At 73.1% G+C, this 15,076-nt stretch carries 15 protein-coding genes; 6 read left to right on the forward strand and 9 right to left on the reverse strand.

From position 1 onward, the window contains the following. Positions 1 to 89 precede the first annotated feature (89 nt). Both rsmI and ACIB24_RS16920 read right to left on the reverse strand, forming a co-directional pair. Positions 90 to 932 carry a 16S rRNA (cytidine(1402)-2'-O)-methyltransferase gene (gene rsmI, locus ACIB24_RS16915; protein WP_398282754.1) on the reverse strand — a complete coding sequence of 281 codons (843 nt, stop codon included), beginning with the start codon at positions 930 to 932 and terminating at the stop codon, positions 90 to 92. Next, the gene (locus ACIB24_RS16920) at positions 925 to 2,781 is read right to left on the reverse strand and encodes a hypothetical protein (protein WP_398282756.1); all 1,857 of its coding nucleotides are present in this window, start codon (positions 2,779 to 2,781) and stop codon (positions 925 to 927) included. The genes rsmI and ACIB24_RS16920 overlap by 8 nt, the downstream gene beginning before the upstream one ends. Positions 2,782 to 2,845: 64 nt before the next feature. Between ACIB24_RS16920 and ACIB24_RS16925 the strand changes: the two genes are divergently transcribed. Beyond that, on the forward strand, positions 2,846 to 4,462 hold the full coding sequence (locus ACIB24_RS16925) for a dolichyl-phosphate-mannose--protein mannosyltransferase (protein ID WP_398282758.1): 1,617 nt from the start codon (positions 2,846 to 2,848) through the stop codon (positions 4,460 to 4,462). A gap of 132 nt (positions 4,463 to 4,594) precedes the next feature. Here ACIB24_RS16925 and ACIB24_RS16930 read toward each other — a convergent pair whose 3' ends face one another. The 3 genes from ACIB24_RS16930 to ACIB24_RS16940 all read right to left on the reverse strand — a co-directional run bounded on the left by ACIB24_RS16930 (position 4,595) and on the right by ACIB24_RS16940 (position 8,862). Next, positions 4,595 to 5,938 (reverse strand): serine hydrolase domain-containing protein, encoded by a 1,344-nt coding sequence (locus ACIB24_RS16930; protein ID WP_398282760.1) that lies wholly within the window; start codon positions 5,936 to 5,938, stop codon positions 4,595 to 4,597. Positions 5,939 to 5,980: 42 nt separating this feature from the next. Then, a complete protein-coding gene (locus tag ACIB24_RS16935) occupies positions 5,981 to 7,483 on the reverse strand; it encodes a hypothetical protein (RefSeq protein WP_398282762.1) in 1,503 nt (500 codons plus the stop codon). A gap of 83 nt (positions 7,484 to 7,566) precedes the next feature. Next, on the reverse strand, positions 7,567 to 8,862 hold the full coding sequence (locus tag ACIB24_RS16940; protein WP_398282764.1) for a glycosyltransferase: 1,296 nt from the start codon (positions 8,860 to 8,862) through the stop codon (positions 7,567 to 7,569). Between the two features lie 191 nt (positions 8,863 to 9,053). On the opposite strand from ACIB24_RS16940, the gene ACIB24_RS16945 reads away from it, so the two are divergent. After that, the gene (locus tag ACIB24_RS16945; protein ID WP_398282766.1) at positions 9,054 to 9,536 is read left to right on the forward strand and encodes a cysteine dioxygenase; all 483 of its coding nucleotides are present in this window, start codon (positions 9,054 to 9,056) and stop codon (positions 9,534 to 9,536) included. A 45-nt stretch (positions 9,537 to 9,581) separates the two neighbouring features. Here the strand turns inward: ACIB24_RS16945 and ACIB24_RS16950 are convergent, their stop codons facing one another. Then, a complete protein-coding gene (locus ACIB24_RS16950) occupies positions 9,582 to 9,917 on the reverse strand; it encodes a YnfA family protein (protein ID WP_398282768.1) in 336 nt (111 codons plus the stop codon). 35 nt (positions 9,918 to 9,952) lie between these two features. Between ACIB24_RS16950 and ACIB24_RS16955 the strand changes: the two genes are divergently transcribed. Next, positions 9,953 to 10,696, forward strand: a complete 744-nt coding sequence (locus ACIB24_RS16955; RefSeq protein ID WP_398282770.1) for a glutamine amidotransferase — start codon at positions 9,953 to 9,955, stop codon at positions 10,694 to 10,696. Between the two features lies 1 nt (position 10,697). On the opposite strand, the gene ACIB24_RS16960 is transcribed toward ACIB24_RS16955, so the two are convergent. Next, positions 10,698 to 11,423 (reverse strand): DUF6518 family protein, encoded by a 726-nt coding sequence (locus ACIB24_RS16960; RefSeq protein ID WP_398282772.1) that lies wholly within the window; start codon positions 11,421 to 11,423, stop codon positions 10,698 to 10,700. A 243-nt stretch (positions 11,424 to 11,666) separates the two neighbouring features. Continuing rightward, entirely contained in the window at positions 11,667 to 12,302 is a 636-nt protein-coding gene (locus ACIB24_RS16965) for a LysE family translocator (RefSeq protein ID WP_398282774.1), read from the reverse strand. A gap of 108 nt (positions 12,303 to 12,410) precedes the next feature. Here ACIB24_RS16965 and ACIB24_RS16970 point away from each other — a divergent pair, with 108 nt between their 5' ends. The 3 genes from ACIB24_RS16970 to bla are packed head-to-tail and all read left to right on the forward strand — an operon-like array spanning position 12,411 to position 14,570. Further along, complete coding sequence (locus ACIB24_RS16970; RefSeq protein ID WP_398282776.1) at positions 12,411 to 12,824, forward strand: VOC family protein; 414 nt, start codon at positions 12,411 to 12,413, stop codon at positions 12,822 to 12,824. Positions 12,825 to 12,838: 14 nt separating this feature from the next. Next, on the forward strand, positions 12,839 to 13,615 hold the full coding sequence (locus tag ACIB24_RS16975; RefSeq protein WP_398282778.1) for an SDR family NAD(P)-dependent oxidoreductase: 777 nt from the start codon (positions 12,839 to 12,841) through the stop codon (positions 13,613 to 13,615). A 43-nt stretch (positions 13,616 to 13,658) separates the two neighbouring features. Then, positions 13,659 to 14,570, forward strand: coding sequence for a class A beta-lactamase (bla, locus tag ACIB24_RS16980; RefSeq protein WP_398282780.1), 912 nt, complete (start codon positions 13,659 to 13,661; stop codon positions 14,568 to 14,570). 36 nt (positions 14,571 to 14,606) lie between these two features. Here the strand turns inward: bla and ACIB24_RS16985 are convergent, their stop codons facing one another. Further along, on the reverse strand, positions 14,607 to 15,011 hold the full coding sequence (locus tag ACIB24_RS16985) for a hypothetical protein (RefSeq protein WP_398282782.1): 405 nt from the start codon (positions 15,009 to 15,011) through the stop codon (positions 14,607 to 14,609). Positions 15,012 to 15,076 lie beyond the last annotated feature (65 nt).

Here is a 15,076-nt window from a genome sequence, read left to right on the forward strand (position 1 = left end):
ATGCGCTGACCGCCTGTGGATAACTCCAGCTATCCGTTGCCGTGTGGCTTTGGTGACGTATGAAGCCACCGATGCCACACGGTCACAGGTCACCGCGCGCGCAGCGTCGCCTCGTACAACTCGCGCTTCGACACCCCGGCGGCCGTGGCGACCTGCGCCACCGCATCCTTGAGCCGCGCACCGTCGGCCACCAGCTCCTGGACGGCCCCGACGAGCGACTCGACGGGCACGTCCCCGCCGACCGCACCGCCGACGACGATGGTGACCTCGCCGAGCACCTCGGTCTCCGCGGCGTGACGGGCCAACTCCCCCAATGGTTCCCGCAGGACCTGCTCGTAGGTCTTGGTCAGCTCGCGGCACAGCGCGGCGGGCCGCTCGGCGCCGAACGCGGCGGCCATCGCGGCCAGCGTGGCGGCCGTACGGCGGGGGGACTCGAAGAAGATCATCGTGCGCGGCTCGGTGGCCAGCGCGGCCAGGGCCGAGGCCAGTTTGCCGCCGGTGCGGGGCAGGAAGCCCTCGAAACAGAACCGGTCCGACGGCAGCCCCGACAGCAGCAGTCCGGTCAGCGCGGCCGACGGGCCGGGCAACGCGGTGACCGGCAGACCGGCCTCGAGCACCGCGGACGCCGCACGCCAGCCCGGGTCGGCGACCCCCGGCGTCCCGGCGTCCGTGACCAGCAGAACCGTTCCGCCGGTGCGGATCACGTCGACGAGCCCGGCGGCGCCGGCGACCTCGTTGTACTCGTGGTGGGCCACGATCCGGCCGCGTGGTTCGACGCCCAGCGCCGCGGCGAGGCGCCGCAACCGGCGGGTGTCCTCGGCGGCGATCAGGTCGGCCGTGGTCAGCAGGTGCACGAGCCGCAGCGAGGCGTCCTGCGGGTCCCCGATCGGGGTGGCGGCCAGGACGAGCCGACCGGCGGTGGGATCAACCATCGGCGGGCCACACCCCGTTCGCCAACGGGTCGTCCCAGACGTACACGCCGCCCTGGACGACGGGCGAGTAGCCGAGCAGGTCGCGCACCGTGCGGCTCAGCGCGTCGAACGAGAAGTTCGGCCCGAGGACGATCTTGTCGATCCCGAGCGTCTGGAGATCCTCGCGGGCCTGCTGCCGCTCGGCGACGTTCACCGTGGCGGAACGGTTCTCGGCGTAGACCTGGCTGAGCAGCTGCGCCGTCACCGGGTCGGCGTCGCCGCCCACGTAGGCGTGCCCGTCACCGGCCGGGCCGAGGAAGTACCCGCCCGGCATAGCGAACCGGTACCCGGCCGCCGACTGCCAGCGCATCGCCACGGGTTCGATCGGCACCGGGTAGGGCAGCACCATCAGCACCTCACCGGCCGGCTGCGACGGCACGTTCTTCGTGAAGTAGCTGGGGATCGCGGCGGCCGGCGTCACCGCGAGCGGCCGCGGCGCCCACGACGCCAGGCAGGCCAGGGCCACGAGCGTGGCCAGGACCGGCCGCCACGGGCGACGCTCCCGGCGCGGGACGGCGAGCAGCGCGTGCACCGCGAAGGCCAGCAACGAGGCGCCGAAGAGGGCCACCAGCATGCCGAACCGGGTGGCCAGCGACGCCTCGGTGACCGGGAGCTTGTGCAGCAGGGCGTAGGGGCCGCGGGTCGTCGTCCAGTCGCCGTTGATCCAGACCCGGCCGCCTACGGCCAGCACCGCCGCCACGACGAGCCCGACGAACGCGGCCCGCACCGGCAGCGACCGGCGTTGCACGACCACCAGCACCAGGGCGGTCACGAGCAGGGGCAGCCCGATGTAGGCCAGGTGCTCCTCGATGCCGCCGGGGAACCGGGCCGCGATCGGCGAGCTCCACGAGAAGTGCACCAGCAGCTGGTCGGTCGGGACGAGGAAGGACAGCAGGTCGGTGCCGTAGTAGTCGTCCAGGAAGGGGTTGCCGTGCTGGTGCAGCCGACCGAAGAACTGCTGGTACAGCGGGTAGACCGTGAGCGGCAGGAACACCAGCAGCGCCACCGCGACCGACACCGCCAGCCGTCGGGCGCCCGCCACGAGCTGGGCCGGGCGCGAGGCCGCGGCGACGATCAGCACGAACAGCCCACCCATCGCCGACTGGAACAGCACCTCCTCGCCGACCAGCACCTGGACGGCCGCCACCAGTCCGAGGGCCACCCCGACGCGCCACGACGCCCACGCACGGAGCCCGCGCGCGGCACCCGCGGGAGCGGCGTCGTCCCCCTGCTCCTGCTCGTCGGGCCCGGACCACGCGCGCACCGAGAGCAGCACGAGCACCGGCAGGGCCGGGGCGAAGGACATGGTCACGTGGCCCACGAGGGAGTTCACGACGGCCGGGCTGATCGCGAACGCCGTCGCGCCCGCCAGCGACGCCGGCCGGCTCAGCGGCGGGCCGGGCAGGCGGCGCAGCGACCAGTACGCGGCCAGTGCGCAGGTCGGCACGGAGAGCAGGTTGAGCACGTTCAGCGCGGCCAGCGAACCCCAGGCCGCGGTCACCGGCCAGAGCAGGACGGCGGGCAGCATCAGGGTGGTGTTGTTCATCGCGCTGACGCCGGTGGGCCAGTTCATGTCCGTGGTGAACAGCGGCGACCGACCCTCGCCGAGCGCGTGCGGCGTGTGCCCGAGCCACCACTGGTAGTGCGTGGCGTCGGGGACGTTGCCCGCGAACACCCGCGCCGCGGGGTCGAGCCACAGCCCCGCCGAGGCCGCCAGCCCGATGAGCAGGGCCAGGCTCGCGACGACCACCACCGGCAGGCCGGGTCGGGACAGCAGGCGCGGCTTCCGGCGTCGGATGTCGTCGAGCACCACCGGAGTCTTGCAGGTCGCGCGTCTGCCGGTCGGCCCGTGGGGCACAGCGGCTGCACCTACGATGACCCGCGTGACCGCCACGGCCGAGGATGCTCCACCCGCGACGGCCTCGGCGCCGCAGCGTTCGGACCGGCGGCAGGCGGCCGTGGACGCCGGGCTGCTGAGCCCGCTGGAACCCCTCACCCGCTGGGCGTGGACGGCGGTCCTCGCCGTGACCACGCTCGGCGGGCTGCTGCGGTTCTGGCGACTCGACCAGCCGCACACCCTGGTCTTCGACGAGACCTACTACGTCAAGCAGGGCGTCTCCTACCTGCGCGCGGGCTACGAGCTGGCCTGGATCGGCGAGGCGAAGGACATCGACCCGAAGTTCGCCGCCGGGGACATGAACGTCTTCAAGGACAGCCCCGACTACGTCGTCCACCCGCCGGTCGGCAAGTGGATGATCGCGTTCGGGGAGTGGATCTTCGGGCCCGAGAGTTCGTGGGGCTGGCGGTTCTCGGTGGCCGTCGTCGGGACGCTGTCGATCCTGATGATGTGCCTGATCGCGCGGCGGCTGCTCGGTTCGACCGTGCTCGGCGTGACCGCCGGTCTGCTGTTCAGCGTGGACGGCGTGCAGTTCGTGATGTCGCGGACCGGGCTGCTGGACACGTTCGTGATGTTCTGGGCGCTGGCCGCTTTCGGTTGTCTGCTGCTCGACCGCGAGTGGGGCCGGATCCGGTTGGTGGAACGGATCGCCGCCGGGGCGTCCCTGGACGGGTTGGGGCCGGGCCTCGGGTTCCGACCCTGGCGCTGGGCCGCGGCGGTCTGCCTGGGGCTGTGCACCGGCACCAAGTGGTCGGGCATCTTCGTCGCCTTCGCGTTCGGCGTGCTGATGACGTGCTGGGACGCCGGAGCGCGGCGCCGGGCCGGGGTCTGGAACCCGTTCGGCGGGGCGGTGCTGCGGGACGGCGTGCTCGGGGTCCTGATCTTCGTCCCGACCATCGTCGTGGTCTACCTGGCCTCGTGGACCGGCTGGTTCGTCAGCTCGGGCGGCTACGACCGGCAGTGGGGCGCCGACAACCCCTCCCGGCATTTCGGTTTCGTGCCCGACGCGTTGCGGTCGCTGTGGCACTACCACTCCGAGATGTACTCGTTCCACGTCGGCCTGGACACCCCGCACCCGTTCCAGTCGAACCCGTGGTCGTGGATGGTGCTGGGCCGGCCGACCGCCTTCTACTACGAGTGGCTCGACTTCGGGAAGGGCGGCTGCACCGTCGCCGGTGGCTGCGGGCGGATCATCAACCCGATCGGCAACCCGCTGATCTGGTGGGGCGGGCTGCTCGCCGTGTTCGTCCTGCTGTTCCGGTGGGCGCTGTCGCGCGACTGGCGGGCCGGGGCGATCCTGTGCGGGCTGGCCGCCGGGTATCTCCCGTGGTTCCACTACCAGCACCGCACGATCTTCGACTTCTACTCGATCGCGTTCCTGCCCTGGGTGGTGCTCGGGTTGACCTACGCGCTCGGGCTCGTGGTGGGGCCGGAGTCGGTCTCGGTGCGGCGACACCGGTACGGGGTGATCGCCGTCGGGACGTTCGTGGTGCTGGCCGTGCTCGTGTTCTGGTTCATGTACCCGATCTACACGGCGGAGTTGATCCCGCGGACGTCGTGGTCCGAGCGGCTCTGGTTGCCCGGCTGGTCGTGATCCCGGCTGGGCCGGGGTCCGTGCGACGCACCTCAACGATCGTTGATGCGTGGGGAGACCGGGAGGGTCATCGCCGTACACGAGGCCGGGGCACTACGAGATCGCCCTGCAGGCCCGATCGCAGCTGACGGGTCAGACGGTCCAACCCGCGTCGGACACCCCGCCGGGGACAGGGGCGGCCGGGTCGTACGGCTCGCGGGTGAAGATGAAACTGGACAGGTTGAAGGAGTTCTCGCTGAACCGCAGGGTCTCCCCGGCGTAGTAGGCGTCCAGGCCGATCCAGGCGCCCTCGATCGTCGGGTGCGGCCCGAACCGCGACTCGCGACCGCTGGGGCCGATCGCGTCGAGGGCGAGCAGCCCACCGGGCAACGCCTTCAGCACGAACGGCGCGGGCCCCCAGTACCAGGGGCCGAGCAACGACAACGGTACGGGCGGTTCGGCGGGCACCCACTCGTCGCCGACGTGCGGCTCGCACTCGGCGAGGGTGGCCAGCAGGTCGCGGGTGATCGAATGGTCCAGACCCTGGGTCACATTCGCGAGCACGAGCGCCCCGGCCTGCGCCGACCGGTCGACCCACAGCCCGGCCAGGAAGCCAGGCATCGACCCGCCGTGCCCCACCAGCGTGACGCCGCCGGCGTGCGACACCTGCACGCCCAAGCCGTACGACGACCACCCGGCGTCCCGGGAGTCCCCGTCGAACGGCGTCACCATCTCCTCGACCGTGTCGGGCGACAGGACGGAACCGGTGTCCCCCAAGAGGAACCGGCCGAGCGCGGACAGGTCCGCGGCGGTCGCCCATAGCTGACCGGCCGGGGCCAGGTCACCGGCGTCGTACTCGGGCTCCGGCTGCAGCACGTCGGCCCACGGGTGCCGGGCCCAACCCTGGGCGGCGACCCCCGACGGCCGTGCGGTCGTGCGGGTCATGCCGAGCGGTTGCAACACCTCCGCCGTGACGACGTCGATCCAGGCCGCGCCGCGCAGCCGGGCCACCATGGTGCCGAGGAGCCCGAAACCCAGGTTGGAGTAGTGGAACCGGCGGCCCGCGGGCAGCACGGCCTCGGCGTCGGACAGCCCCAGCTCGGCCAGGTCGCCACCCGGGATCCGCTCCCACCACGGGACCGGGGTCTCCGACGCGAGCCCACCGAGGTGGGTCAGCAGCTCGGCCAGGGTGCGCTCGCCCAGCGGCGTCCCGGGCAGGTGCTGCTCCAGCCGGTCGGTGAGCGAGACGAGGCCCTCGTCGCGCAGTCGCAGCACGGCGATCGCCGTCACCGTCTTGGAGATCGACCCGAGCCGGTACTGCACGTCGACGGCCGGATGCCCCGACTCACGGCCCGGCACGGCGCCGCGGGCGCCCGACCAGGCCAGGGCGCCGTCCCGGAACACGCCGGCCACCACCGACGGGATGCGCCCGTCGCGCTGCGCGCGGGCGACACGGGCGAGCAGACGGACGGCGGTGGAGGGCAACACATCGACCATGCCGAAGAACCTACTGAGGAGGGCCGACACCGTCGCGCGAATTCAGCTCCGCGGCGCCACGAACGCGCGCAGCCGGGTGTGCCCGACCCGCGGCAACGGATGCTCGGCCCACGACTGCGCGTAGGGCGGCGGCGTCCGGGAGCCGCGCACGATCACCACCGTGGGCTGCCGACGCGACAGGGCCACCAACCCGGCCGCATCGATGGACCCGTCGTGCCCGCCGACCATCCGGGACCGGCACCGCGCGTAGAACGCGATGGGCGCGGCCCGGTACCCGCTGACCACGCAGTCGCCGTCGATCCCGAGCGCGTGCAACCGCTCGGCGACGGCGGTGTACCCGTTCCCGTTGCGCGCCGCGGCGTCGACCCGGTTGCGCAGCACCGCCCCCTGGCTCGCGACGTGCACCACCAGCAGGGCCGCGACGACCCCGATCGCGACGGGTCGCCAGCGCCCGGCCCTCACCAGCAGGTGATGCGCGGCGAGGCCCGACGGGACGGCGGCCAGCGCGTAGCTCGGCAGCAGGAACCGCGGCGCGGTGTACTCCAGCAGGAAGAGGTAGGGCAGGGCGATGGACGCCGCCGCGAGGGTGGGCAGCAGGGCGGCCCCGGTGCGCCCGTGCCGGACCGCGACGAAGACCCCGACGAGCACCGCGACCGGCAGCACGAAGACCCACCACACGTGCAGCGGCGACACCGGGTCCGGCGCGCACGGCCGGCACAGCAGCGGCCCGTCGAGCGTCTGCACGGTGCGCCGCAGCAACCACGGGTTGAACCCCGTACCCCCCTGGATCTCCGACGCCTGGTGCAGCCGCTCCAGCATCCCGCCGAACCGGACGTACGCCTCGACGACCCACGGCAACGCCCCGAGCGCCAGCCCGCCGAACAACCCGGCGGCGGCGGTCCACGTCCGCCACGACCGCACGACCAGCACGCCGAGCACCAGCGGCAGCGACAGCCAGGCGGCGTCGCTGGGCCGCATCAGGGTCATGGTCGCCGCGCCGAGGACGAGCGCGAGCAGGCCGGTCCGGTCCAGGTCGTGTCTCTCGGAACCGGCCGTGACCCGCAGCAGTCCGGCGACGGCCGCCACGGCGCTGAACGCGACCCACAGGTTGGGCATCACCTGCGGGCCGTAGTAGACGGCCACCCACAGGCAGGCGAACAGCAGCCCGGCCACCACGGCGGCGGCCGGGGCGATCACCCGGAACCAGAGCCGGAACACGCAGAACAGCGCGACGGCCGACAGCAGGGTGAACCAGATCCGCAGCGCCGTGACGTCGGAGGTGACCGACGCGACGGGCGCGGCCAGCAGGGTGACGCCGCGGGCCCGGGGCGCACTGAAGAACGCGGTCGGCACGTCGGGGTCGACCTGGCTGACGTAGATCGTCTCGTCCCAGCCGAGATCGAGCCGCCACGAGCCGATCTGCGCGAGCCCGTAGCCCAGCGCGACCGCGGCCAGCAGCAGCGTCTCCCGGGGCGGGGTGAACCGGGGTCGGCCCACCGCGCCGGCGCGCGCGGCGTCGACGGCCGCTGGGTAGTCGGTCAGCACGGGTCACCTCTGTCGGAAGAACCGGGACGAACTCCCCCGTCACGTACCCGGTTCCTCCACGGTAACCCACCGTAAGAAGGGGGTTACCCGCGGCGCGCTGGGGTACGCCGTCCGGCCAGGTCCCGCTCGACCCGGTCGGCCGCCACGCGCACGCCGTCCTCCGAGCCGACCCGTACCGCCAGGTGCCGGGCCAGCCGGGCCGGGCGGTCGTCGTCCAGCAGCAGGCGCAGCCGGGCCGCCAGGCCCTCGCTCGAGATCCGGGCCAGCGGCATCCCGCCGACGGCGACCCCGAGCCGCTCCAGCGCGCGCGCCCAGAACCACTGGTCCGCGCCCTGCGGGCACAGGACCTGGGGGACGCCGCCCCGCACCGCCTGCGCGAGCGTGCCGGCGCCGCCGTGGTGGACGGCCGCGACGCACCGGGGGAACAACCAGGCGTGCGGTGCCTCGTCCACGACGAGCACGTCGTCGCCCAGCACCCCCAGCCATTCGAGGTCCGCGTCCGTCGCGGTGGGCGGGCGCAGCATCACCACCCGCCGGCGCAACCGGGACAGCGCGACCCCCACGGCCCGGGCCACGGCGCGCACCTGCGCGGGCACCATGCTGCCGAACCCGACGTAGACCGGCGGCGGGCCACCCGCCACGAACGACACGAGTTCTGGCGCCGGCGCCGGGTTCTCGGCGTCGAACCAGAAGCCGGTGACGTCGAGCCGCCCGGCCCAGTCCCGCGGCGGCGGGACCACCGACGGGCTGAACCCACCCAGCATCGGTCCGGAAACCCTCTCCAGATAACGGTTCACGACTCCGCGAGGCAGGTCGGGCAGGCCGAGCCGTTCGCGCCGCCAGGCGGTCACGGTGGGCCGGAACAGGGCCCAGGACGCCTGCGCATACACGTCATGGGTAGCCGCGTTCACGAAAGGCCCCAACCGGCGGCCGGACCCGAGCAGCGGGTCGCAGAAGGCCGTCGTCCGCTCCCCGGGTTGGAGGTGGAACACGATGTTCGCCGCGCCGACCGCCTCGGCCACGTGCGCTCCCACGCCGCCCATCACCGGCGCGAGCACCAGGTCGGCGCCCTCACCGGCGGCCGCTGCGTCGTCCAGCACCCCGCGCAGCAGCGGGTCGGTGACCTCGCGGAACCGCCGGTAGAACGTGAAGGGGTCGCGCGCCGCCTGCCACCGCTGGCCGGCGTCGCTGGCCAGGACCTCGATCGGGTCGAACCGCAGCGGCTCCACCCGCAGCCCGGCCGCCTCGACGAGACCGGCGTACCGGGCGGGCGCGAGCATGCGCACGGTGTGTCCGCGGGCCACCAACTCCGCACCCAGGGCGGCCGGCGGCTGGACGTCCCCCCGGGACCCGTAGGCGAAGAACACGATGTCGGCCACGAAGAGGTGGGTACCGCTCGCCCGGTTTCTGTGGCAAACTAATCGACATGGTGAGAACAGCGATGCGGATGCGGTGGGCCGGCTGTAGCCGGGCCGCAGGCCCCGTCGCGCCCACGCTCCCCTAGCGCGGCACCGAGCCTGCGGCCGAGACCCGAGCACTCGTCGTCCCGCAGATCTCGCAAGGAGTCACCATGAGCGTCACCTACCCCGCGCTGCCTCCCGTGCAGCCCCTGTCCACCCCCGCCGAGCTGGGCAAGCTGGCGACGGTCCTGGCCAGCCGCAGCGACCTGTGGGGGCCGCTGCTGCAGTTCGACGCGCAGAACCGGTGGTTCACCCGGTTCGGTGGCGGCGAGGGCTGGGAGGCCTGGCTGCTGACCTGGCTACCCGGGCAGCGCACCGGCCTGCACGACCACGGCGGCTCGGCCGGCGCATTCACCGTGCTGCTCGGCACCGTCCGCGAGGAGACCCCGCACGACCCGGTGGGCCGCACCCTGAACGCGCCCGACCTGCGCGCCTTCGGGCCCGAGCACGTCCACGACGTGGTCGGGGCGGGCGAGGGCCCGGCCGCGACCCTGCACGTCTACTCCCCCACGCTGAGCGTGATGCGCCGCTACGCCCGCACGCCGTCCGGCATCGAGCTGACGTCGGTCGAGCGCGAAGGGTCCGACTGGTAGCCCTCGAACTCGCGTCGCGCGGCGGGTACGGGTGAGCGGAGACCCTCACCCGCCGCGCGGCGCGTACATGATCACGGCCACCCCGACCAGGCAGATCGCCGCACCGAGGTAGTCGTAGCGCCCGGGCCGGAACCCGTCGGCGACCATCCCCCAGGCCAGCGACCCGGCCACGAACACCCCGCCGTACGCGGCCAGCACCCGCCCGAAGTGCGGATCGGGCTGCAGCGTGGCGACGAACCCGTACAACCCGAGCGCCACCGCCCCCGCACCCGTCCAGACGAGCCCCCGGTGCTCGCGCACGCCCTGCCAGATCAACCAGCAGCCGCCGATCTCGGCGAGCGCGGCGAGGGCGAACAGGGGAACCGAGCGCACCAAGGTCATGCCACCAGAGCGTATTCAGGAGCATGCTTGGGCGGGTGAAACCGTTCCTGCTGCTGGCCACCCGCGCCGAGGACGCCGTCGCCGACTCCGAGTACCGGCAGTTCCTGCGCTTCGGTTCGCTGGAGCCCGAGCAGCTGGTCCGGGTCCGGCTGGAGTCGGCGCCGCTCGGCGACCTGCTGCCCGGGCTCGACCTGACCCGCTACAGCGGGGTGATCGTGGGCGGCAGCCCGTTCACGTCGTCCGACCCGGCCGCCGAGAAGTCGCCCGTGCAGCACCGGGTGGAGCGCGAGTTGGCGGCGCTGCTGGACGACATCCTGAAGCTCGACATCCCTTTCCTGGGCGCCTGTTACGGCATCGCGACGCTCGGGCTGCACCAGGGCGGGGTGGTCGACACGACCTACCCCGAGGAGGCCAGCGCGGTCGAGATCACCCTCACGGAGGACGGGCGGCGCGACCCGCTGCTGGCGGGCCTGCCCGAGACGTTTCTCGCCTACGTGGGGCACAAGGAGGCGTTGCGTGAGACCCCGCCCGGGGCGACGCTTCTCGCCACCGGCGCCGCCTGCCCGGTGCAGATGTTCCGGGTCGGCACCCGGCAGTACGCGACCCAGTTCCACCCCGAGCTCGACGTGCCGGGCATCGTCGAGCGCATCCTCGCCTACCAGCACCTGGGCTACTTCGTCCCCGAGACGATCGACGTGCTGATCGAGGCGGTGAGCGCGGCCGAGGTCGTGCACCCGGCCCGGCTGGTCGCGAACTTCGTCGAGCTGTTCGCCGAGTGAGCTACTGCACCAGCGCGTACACGCGGTGCAGGACGTCGGCGAGGCTGCCGTAGCGCGCGCTGTAGGTGAACAGCCAGCCGACGGCCACCACGGGCAGCAGCGCGACGGCCAGCGTCGGCACCGCGATCCGCTGCCACCACGTGCGGGCCAGCACCACCGCGGCGGCCAGACCGACGAGAGCCATCACGAGACCGGGGTGACCGGGCCGCCCGGGTGAGAGGACGGCGTCCCGCACGCCCTGCCCGATCAGCATGGCCGCGATCACGGCCAGCCCGACGCCCTGCCGCCAGCCGGAGGCGGCGAACCACCAGGCGCCCCCGACGCCGAACACGACCCCGGCGGCCACCGCCGTCATCGACCAGAGCGTCACGACGAGCGCGTTCACGTGCAGACCCTGCTCGTGCCGCACCACGTAGTAGGCGGCCACCATCAGCAGCTCGATCGTGACGCCCGCCAGCACGGCGGCCAGTTCCACCGGGAACCGGCGACCGCTGGCCCAGGCCGCGAGCACCCCGACCGCGAAGGCGGGCAGACACCAGCCGGCGACGCTGTTGATCCAGAACATCCAGTTGTAGCCGAGGGTGTCCCGGACCAGCTGCGTGAACGCCCCGCCGCCGAGCCCGCCCACGACCACCACAGTCGCCAGCACCAGCCACCTGCCGCCATGACCGGCCCCGCGGCTGCGTGGTTCCGGCGGGGCCGGCGCGAGGTGCGCGGTGACGGTCATGGCGGTCCCCTCCGATGTGCCTGTCCGACGTACCTCGTCCGACGAGCCTTGGCGCCCGGGTCGACCCTCCTCGACCCGGGCACCGCCCATGGAACCGGTTCGGGTGTCAGGTGGGCATCAGCCTGCGGTCCGATCCTGCGGACCCGCTGGGCGACCGCTGTCATACGACGGTCTGACGCCCACCCCCCCCGTTGATCATGCGCAAACGCAGCATCGGGCCGCCGATCATGCGCAAACGCAGGATCAACCGCGCTCGGTCGCCACCCGAACCCCGAACCCGATCAGAGCGACGCCGGTCAGGCTGTCGAGCATGGCCCGGAACCAGCGTTTCGCGAGCAGCCGCCCGGCGCTGCCGAGCAGGGCGGCGTAGCTGTTCAGCCACGCGATGCCGAACACGGCGTGCAGCAGGATCAACCCAATCAGCGTCGCCGTGGCCGGCGCTCCGGGCGGCACCAGCTGCGGCAGGGGGCTGGTGTAGAAGACGCCGATCTTCGGGTTCAGGAGGTTGCCCACGTAGGCGGTCGGGAACGGGTGCGCGGCCCTACCGGTCGGCTGGGTAACGACGACATCAGTGGGGACGTCGGCGGGGTGCCCGCGGTAGGCGTGCCAGAACGCCTGCAGGCCGAGAGCGATCAGGTACGCCGCGCCGGCCAGCTTCACCACCTGGTACGCCCGGTCCGACGCGGCGAGCAGCCCGGCCAGGCCGACCACGGTCAGCGCTCCCCAGGTCAGGCACCCGGTGACGATGCCCAGGGAGGCCGCGAAGGCCGTCCGCCGGCCCCCGGTCACGACGGCCCGGGTGACCATGGCTACGTCGGGCCCCGGAGCGAGCGTCAACAAGGCCAGGGCACCGGCCGCGGCCAGCAGTGAGATCAGCACCCGCACAGCATCGCGCAGGAGGCTCGGCACTGCGGCCCCTACGCAGCGCGCTGACTTTGTCGGGGGCCGGTGGTCTACTCGGGGGCCTCATCGTCAGAGGGGAATGTCATGAGCACTCTCAACCCGTACCTGGGCTTCCGGGACAACGCCCGCGAGGCCATCGAGTTCTACCAGTCGGTCTTCGGCGGCGAGCTGACCGTCAACACGTTCGGCGACTTCGGCATGCCGGTCGACGAGGCCGAGTCGGGCAAGGTCATGCACTCGCAGCTGGAGACGCCGAGCGGCTTCACGCTGATGGCGTCGGACCGGCCGAACTACATGGAACTGCCCGAGGCCAGCAACATCGCGGTGTCCCTGAGCGGCCCGGCGTCCGACGAGGCGGAGCTGGCGGGCTACTTCGAGAAGCTGTCCGAGGGCGGCACGGTCGCCGTGCCGCTGGCCAAGGCGCCGTGGGGCGACCAGTTCGGCTCGGTCACCGACCGGTTCGGCATCGAGTGGATGGTCAACATCGCCGGTTCCTGAGTAGCCTCCGCCAGGTGGAGCTGCGCGACAAGGTCGTCCTGGTCACCGGCGGCGCCAACGGCATCGGCCGGGCCAGCGCCGAGCGGTTCGCGCGGGCGGGCGCGCACGTGCTGGTGGCGGACGTCGACGCTCGCGCCGGTGCCGAGGTGGCGGGGGCGGTCGGGGGCGCGTTCGTAGCCTGCGACGTGACCGATCTGGACTCGTGCACGGCCGCGGTCGCGGCCGCCGAGGAACGGTTCGGCGGGCTGGACGTGGCCTTCCTGAACGCGGGCGTCGCGCTGGGCAGCGACCTCGGCGAGGGCTTCGACCTGCTCGCCTACCGCCGGGCGATGTCCGTCAACATCGACGGCGTGGTGTTCGGCGTGCACGCAGCCCTGCCCGCCCTGAAGCGGCGCGGCGGCGCGATCGTCGCGACCGCGAGCCTGGCCGGGCTGACCGCGGCACCGGCCGACCCGGTGTACTGCGCGAACAAGCACGCGGTGGTCGGGCTCGTACGGGCCCTCGGGCCGGTGCTGGCCAAGGACGGCGTTCGGGTCAACGCCGTGTGCCCGGGATACGCGGAGACGGCGATCATCGGCCCGATCGAGGGGATGATCGCGGCGGCGGGCATCCCGCTGCTGACCCCCGACGACGTGGCCGCCGCGGTCGAGGCGATCCTGGCCGGAGAAGGCACGGGCGAGGCGTGGTTCGTCCAGCCGGGGCGTGCCCCGGCCCCCTTCGCATTCCGCAACGTGCCCGGCCCGCGTGACGCCGACGGCGGTCGCGTCGGGGGCGTGCCGGAGACGCCCTGAGGTTTCCGGATGCGGGTCCCGGCAGGACCGGTTGGATCGATGGGTGGCCCACACCCTGACCCGCCGCGCCGCCCTCGCGCTCCTCTCCTCGGCTCCGCTCGCAGCGTGCGCCGCCCCCTCGACCCGGAAGTCGACCGGCCCGACGGGCAGCGTCGCGTCGTCGACCGGGCCGTCGCTCGACCCGACGGGCTTCGCCGACCTGGAGCAGAAGCACGACGCCCGGCTCGGCGTGTACGCCGTGAACACCGCGTCGGGGGTCGATCTGGCGTATCGGGCCGACGAGCGGTTCGCCTACTGCTCGACGCTCAAGTCGTTGCTGGCCGGGCTGGTGCTGCAACGAGCGGACCTGCCACTCGACCGGCGCCTCCGGTACCGGCGCGCGGACCTCGTCGACTACTCACCGGTCACCGAGAAGCGTGTCCGTACGGGCCTGACGGTGCGCGAGACCCTCGACGCGGCACTGCGGTTCAGCGACAACACGGCCGCCAACCTGCTCTTCGACCAGCTGGGCGGGCCGGCGGCGGTACAGGCGGGGCTCCGGGCGATCGGCGACGACGTGACGCACGTCGACCGCCGCGAAACGGAGTTGAACGAGGCGCGGCCGGGCGACATCCGGGACACGACGACGCCCCGCGCGCTAGCTGCGTCTCTGCGGGCCTTCGCCGTCGACGACGCCCTACCCGCCGACCGGCGGGCCCTGCTCAACGACTGGATGGCTCGGAACACGACCGGTGACGCACTGATCCGGGCCGGAGCGCCCGAGGGCTGGCGCGTCGAGGACAAGACCGGTGCCGGTCGGTACGGCACCCGCAACGACGTGGCCGTGCTGCGGCCGCCGTCCGGGGCGCCCGTCGTCCTGGCGGTGATGACCCGCAAGCCCGACGCGGACGCCGGCTACGACGACGCCCTCGTGGCGGCCGCCGCCCGGCTGGTGAGCGAGGCCCTGACGGGCTGAGCCCGGCCTCGGACTCGGCTCAGGCCGGGCCGGACGTCACGCCACGCGGGTACCCGTGGGCGGAGCCACGTTCGCGAACCGGCGCGACGGTGTGGTGAGGAACAGCCCGGCCGCCGCGACCGGGATCAGCAGCGCGCCCATGAGGCTCGTCGTGCCGCCGTCGATCGCGGCGTTCTCCCAGGCGGCCAACGGCCACACGGCGAGCAGCGCGACGACCAGCAGCCAGGACCGCGGCGCCGGGTCCCACCACAGGTTGCGGGCCGCCCACAGGTGGAACGCCCCGGCAGCGGCGAAGAGGACGACCATCACGAAGTGCAGGAACGAGCCGAGGCCGAGCACCAGGGTCAGCAGTTCCAGCAGGTGCGGCAGGACCAGGAGGACGACCAGGACCAGGCCGACGATGGTCGAGGCCGGGGGTGTCTGGAGCTCACGAGTCCGCATGGCGGCACAGCATTCCCTATGGGGAGGTTACGTGTCGCCATTTGGTGCGAAAGTTCCACGATCTA

The organism is Spongisporangium articulatum, from assembly GCF_044465595.1.
Taxonomy (GTDB): domain Bacteria; phylum Actinomycetota; class Actinomycetes; order Actinomycetales; family Kineosporiaceae; genus Spongisporangium; species Spongisporangium articulatum.